This is a genomic window from Methylobacterium segetis (genome assembly GCF_004348265.1).
Lineage (GTDB): Bacteria > Pseudomonadota > Alphaproteobacteria > Rhizobiales > Beijerinckiaceae > Methylobacterium > Methylobacterium segetis.
Genome location: NZ_SMNT01000172.1, coordinates 1 through 4,280, shown reverse-complemented (window position 1 = coordinate 4,280; position 4,280 = coordinate 1). Strand labels below are relative to the sequence as shown.

7 protein-coding genes are annotated in these 4,280 nt (G+C 64.8%); 1 reads left to right on the top strand and 6 read right to left on the bottom strand.

Annotated features, from left to right (window positions below; all coding sequences use genetic code 11):
* From E1J50_RS25370 to E1J50_RS25355, 4 genes are all read right to left on the bottom strand, one after another.
* Positions 1 to 281 (bottom strand): VOC family protein (locus E1J50_RS25370; RefSeq protein ID WP_132256961.1); only part of this gene is annotated, 281 nt, incomplete at its 3' end.
* Positions 282 to 483: 202 nt separating this feature from the next.
* A complete protein-coding gene (locus tag E1J50_RS25365) occupies positions 484 to 1,116 on the bottom strand; it encodes a dihydrofolate reductase family protein (RefSeq protein WP_132256959.1) in 633 nt (210 codons plus the stop codon).
* 5 nt (positions 1,117 to 1,121) lie between these two features.
* Entirely contained in the window at positions 1,122 to 1,658 is a 537-nt protein-coding gene (locus E1J50_RS25360) for an SRPBCC domain-containing protein (protein WP_132256957.1), read from the bottom strand.
* Positions 1,659 to 1,671: 13 nt separating this feature from the next.
* On the bottom strand, positions 1,672 to 2,463 hold the full coding sequence (locus E1J50_RS25355) for a VOC family protein (RefSeq protein ID WP_132256955.1): 792 nt from the start codon (positions 2,461 to 2,463) through the stop codon (positions 1,672 to 1,674).
* 101 nt (positions 2,464 to 2,564) lie between these two features.
* Here E1J50_RS25355 and E1J50_RS25350 point away from each other — a divergent pair, with 101 nt between their 5' ends.
* Positions 2,565 to 3,257: a winged helix-turn-helix transcriptional regulator gene (locus E1J50_RS25350; protein WP_132256953.1), complete on the top strand. Its 693-nt coding sequence runs from the start codon at positions 2,565 to 2,567 to the stop codon at positions 3,255 to 3,257.
* 347 nt (positions 3,258 to 3,604) lie between these two features.
* Here the strand turns inward: E1J50_RS25350 and E1J50_RS25345 are convergent, their stop codons facing one another.
* Both E1J50_RS25345 and E1J50_RS27875 read right to left on the bottom strand, forming a co-directional pair.
* On the bottom strand, positions 3,605 to 3,814 hold the full coding sequence (locus E1J50_RS25345; protein ID WP_132256113.1) for a hypothetical protein: 210 nt from the start codon (positions 3,812 to 3,814) through the stop codon (positions 3,605 to 3,607).
* A gap of 70 nt (positions 3,815 to 3,884) precedes the next feature.
* Positions 3,885 to 4,280 (bottom strand): hypothetical protein (locus E1J50_RS27875; protein WP_207919294.1); only part of this gene is annotated, 396 nt, incomplete at its 5' end.

The following is a 4,280-nucleotide window of genomic DNA, read 5'->3' as shown; positions in this document are numbered from 1 at the left end:
GCGCCGTTGGCCAAGGCGCGTTCGAGCGTCCCTTCGAAGTCATCGACACGAAAATCGACGTGAACGGGTGTCCAGTGGCGCTCATATCGGCGAAGGTCGTTGCTTCCTGGCGCCGGTGATGATCCGGCAGGTTTCGCGAGAAGCCCGATCGTCACATCGCCCGAGGTCAACATGGCGTAGCCGGCATGAGGCCGGGATGTCTCGACGAAACCAAAGACACCGCCAAAAAACTTCAGGCCCTCTTCGATCGACGGGACGTCGATGGAAACAGTTACCTTCATCTCAGCTATTCCCTTCGCTTGTATGTTGACCGGTCTTTACGGGGCTGAACGCGCATAAGGCCGCGATCCGGCCAGAACCTCGCCTTCCAGCATACGTCGGCTTCCCACACCCACCCGGGCCTTCGCCGGCAGCGTGTGTTTCTAAATACCGTATCGGGGTCGGCTTTGGACGCTGAGGCCGTGCCGGGTTCGATTCCGGCAGTCAGCGCGTCAGCACGATGTGGGTCGCAAGCTCCGTTGGGACCGTTTCCGTCACCCGATAGCCGAGGCCCAGCAGATCGATACCCGCAAACAGGTGCTCGCCCCGGCCCAGAACAATGGGCGACACCGCCAAGTGCAATTCGTCGATCGCGCCCGCAAGCAGATACTGGCGAACCGTCGACACACCACCGCCGATCTTGACGTCCAGATCGCCGGCGGCGGCCTTGGCCTGGGCGAGCGCTGCTTCGATTCCCCCGGTGGCGAAATGGAACGTCGTCCCGCCCTCCATCACGATGGGCGCCCGGGGGTGGTGGGTGAGGATGAAGGTCGGCGCATGATAGGGTGGATTGTCGCCCCACCAGCCCTTCCAGTCGGGCCCGCCCCAATCGTCGCCGGCCGGCCCGAACATGTTGCGGCCGAGGATGAAGGCGCCGTAGCCTTCCGCCGCGGCGCTGGCGAAGCGATCGTCGGTCCCCCCATCTTGCCCGATCATCGATCGAAAGATCCGGGTCGGGAACAGCCACTTGTGCAGCTCCCGGCCGCCCTTGCCCATCGGGTGCTCCAGGCTCTGATCCGGGCCGGCCCCGAAGCCGTCGATGGAGACCGCGAAACCTCTCGCGCGCACTTTGCCCATGGGCGTTAGACCTCTGCGTCCAGCATGACGATCAGGTCGTCCAGCTGCGCGAACTGCTCGCCCCACCCGCTCGTGCTTCCAGAGGCCAGGGCGTCGTCGAGCGCTTCTTTCGAGGGATAGAACTCGCGCACGACGACGTGTGTCGCGCCGTCCTTTTCCTCGAAGATCACCGTGGTGACGGGTCCGTCCTCACCCCCTTCGTCGTTGGTCCAGACGAGGCGGGCATGGGGCGTCACCTCGATGTACCGGCCGAAGAACGCCATGGGCTGCTCGGAGGACGGATGGCCCATCAGCAAACGGTACCTGCCGCCCGTGCGGATGTCGGCCTCGAACGAGATCAAAGAAACGCCGCAGGATTTGGGTGCCCACCATCGCTGGAAAAGCTCCGGCCTGGACCATGCGTCGAAGACGATCCGCGCTGGGCCGTTGACGGTTTGCGTGACGGCGAGCTCCCTGTCCGATCTCCTCTCCACCGTCGTGCGTGCCTTCCCGGCGGTGGCGTCACTCTGCCTACCTGCGTTCATCAGCTTCTCGCTCGTCATGGCGAGCCTCCCTTCACGCCGCTTGGCGCTGGCCGGCAAGGCCCAGCCGGTTGCCTGCCGAATCGGCGATGATGGCCGAGTAGCTGCCGCCGGGGATTGGATCCGGCCCCTGGAGCACCGTGCCGCCCTTCTCGCAGACCGTCGCGAGCGCGGCATCGATATCGGGCACATGGACGTACCAATTCCATCGGGCCGGCGCGCCGGTGGCTGCACTCGACATCACCGCGCCAGGGCGCAGGTCGCCCCGGCCGATGAAGGCGTACTCGCCCATCCCGCCCATCGGCATGGCCCCGAGCTTCTCCCAGCCGAAGAGTGCTCCGTAGAACGCGAAGGCAGCCTCGGGGTCGGGGGTTGCGAGCTCGATCCATACGCCGTGGCCAAGGGTTTGCTCCGTCCCAAGGGGCACCGGCCCAAATGCCCGGCTCTCGCCCGGGCTCGTCGCATCCATCAGGGCGAAGACCACGTCCTGCGGGTCGCTGACCATGGCGAAGCGGCCGACATGGGGGATGTCGACAGGCCCGAACCGGATCTGGCCGCCGAGATCCACCACCCGGGAGGCGGTGGCGTCGACGTCGCGGGTCGCAAGGTAGACCGCCCAGCCGGGAAAACCGGGAGCTTCCGGTATCGACCGCCGGATCCCCGCCACCGCCTTCGCGTCCGCCTCCGCGACTCGGTAGCCACCAAGCTCTGGCATCGGTGAAGGTGCGATGCGCCAGCCGGCGACAGTCTCGTAGAAGGCTTGTGCCGCGTCCGGGTCGGCCGCGTTCAACTCGAACCAGATGGGTTTACCCTCGACGATTGGCATCAGGCGCATTCCTCCGTGACAACAGGCGCGTTGGCCGCGTCGCAGCACCCCTTACGGCCCCGCTTTGCCTAAGCTGGCAGCCTCGGTTATACAAAGCAACCATGCAGTACGAAAAAATAACGATAGAGGCATCTGCGTCGCGAGAGCGTCGATACGACGACGCTTGCGGCACGGCGCTCGCCCTGGAGTTCATCGGCGAGCGATGGTCGCTGCTGATCATGCGCGAACTGGTTTTCGGCCCCCGCCGCTTCGGCGAGATTCGGGCAAACCTTCCAGGCATCAGCGCCAACGTTCTGACGCAGCGCCTGGAGAGCCTCGAGGAGGCTGGCATCGTCCGTCGCTTCCGGCTGCCGTCGCCGGCCAACGTACAGGTCTACGACTTGACGGAATGGGGCCGTGAGGCTGCGCCGTTGATGCGTGACCTGGGTCGCTGGGCGGCTCGCTCGCCGCGGCATGATCCGAGTCTGTTCATGTCGGCGGCTTCAGCCATGATGTCGCTCCAGGCCCTGATAGACCGAGAGCGCGCCGCGGAATTGGCCGTCTCAGTCGCCTTTCATTTCCCCGGCGAGAACTTTATTGCGACAGTGACGGGCGGTGATATCTGCGTGAGCCGTGGTGTCATGGAGGCACCCGACCTTGCCTTCACCGGAGATACGATGGCGATGCGCCGCACGATCTATGGCAAGGCGCCTCTGGCCAGAGACGGTGCGGGCGGAACGCTCGCCTACGCTGGCGAGGCCGAACTCGCACAGTCCTTCGTTGATCTCTTCGCCCTGCCCGCCAAAACAGGCTGAGGAGCGTGTTAGCGGCCGGGTCGGTATTCGGCGCCATTCCGGAGTGCCGGGCGAGGTGCGCGATCCCAGCCCAGATCGCACCGTCGCGGAAGCGTGCATGCCGCTTCCGTCTGCAAGGCCGAAAATTGTCGGCTTGCCGAATTCAGTTGTACAGTGTCCGTCAGCTTTTCTGGCGGACCTTCTCTGAAACGGACCTGCGGCTTTCGGCCAAACCCGGTCGGCAGCTATGCGCCCATTTCAGCCCTCCAGTTGCCTCCGATGATAATTTCGAAGCGATCAACTGCCGAGTGGGTGTTATGAAGCGCCGCCTGCGCTGCCGCGCTCCGAAGTGAGATGGGCTGCGAGTGCTACTCGTCGCCCATCTCCTTGTGCTCCGTCACCTCATCCTCATCGGCATCATCGCCGAGAAGATCATCGAGCTCGTCGATCAGATCTGCGATCTGCTGCTCGGTTGCGGAGACCTGGAAGGTCGCACCATCCTCCGCCTCCAGAGTGAGGCGAAACTCGCCATGAACCTCGTCGGTGAGAACACGGGCCAGCCTCTTGATCGGAGCCATGACGTGGTCACCTCCTCATGATACGAGCTGCGCGACAGGCACCCTCGTGCATCCCGCCAGCTTCCACCTCTCAGCAGGTGTCGCGCAACAGGGCCACTGCCTCTTGGAGAGCGGTCAATCCTTCGGTACGCGCCTCGTCTTCGCTGGTCAGCGAGTAGCAAGATTGCCGGACCACATGGTCGCGGTCGCGGATGGCCCAGCGAAAGCGGCCCGGATCGTTTTCGCAGGGTCCCACCTGCAGAACGAGGGGAGCCCCACTGTCCGCCGCCATCATCATCGTCTCCTGTGTGGCTGACTGGTCAGCCTCAGCGACGGGCGGGCAGTCCGGAAACGGCTGCCAGCCCGTGAAGGCATCGGTCGGATAGCTGTGCCGGCAGGAGGCAACATGCCAAGGGCGGGCATCGCCGAACCGCGCGGGGTCCCAGCGGATCACAGCGCGTGTGTCGGGCTCGTGCCGGTTGATGGC

What these genes read in the sequence shown, in the direction of transcription:
- E1J50_RS25345 (WP_132256113.1), bottom strand. Translation starts at nt 3,814, where the DNA reads ATGGCTCCGATCAAGAGGCTGGCCCGTGTTCTCACCGACGAGGTTCAT.
- E1J50_RS25350 (WP_132256953.1), top strand. Translation starts at nt 2,565, where the DNA reads ATGCAGTACGAAAAAATAACGATAGAGGCATCTGCGTCGCGAGAGCGT.
- E1J50_RS25365 (WP_132256959.1), bottom strand. Translation starts at nt 1,116, where the DNA reads ATGGGCAAAGTGCGCGCGAGAGGTTTCGCGGTCTCCATCGACGGCTTC.
- E1J50_RS25355 (WP_132256955.1), bottom strand. Translation starts at nt 2,463, where the DNA reads ATGCCAATCGTCGAGGGTAAACCCATCTGGTTCGAGTTGAACGCGGCC.
- E1J50_RS25360 (WP_132256957.1), bottom strand. Translation starts at nt 1,658, where the DNA reads ATGACGAGCGAGAAGCTGATGAACGCAGGTAGGCAGAGTGACGCCACC.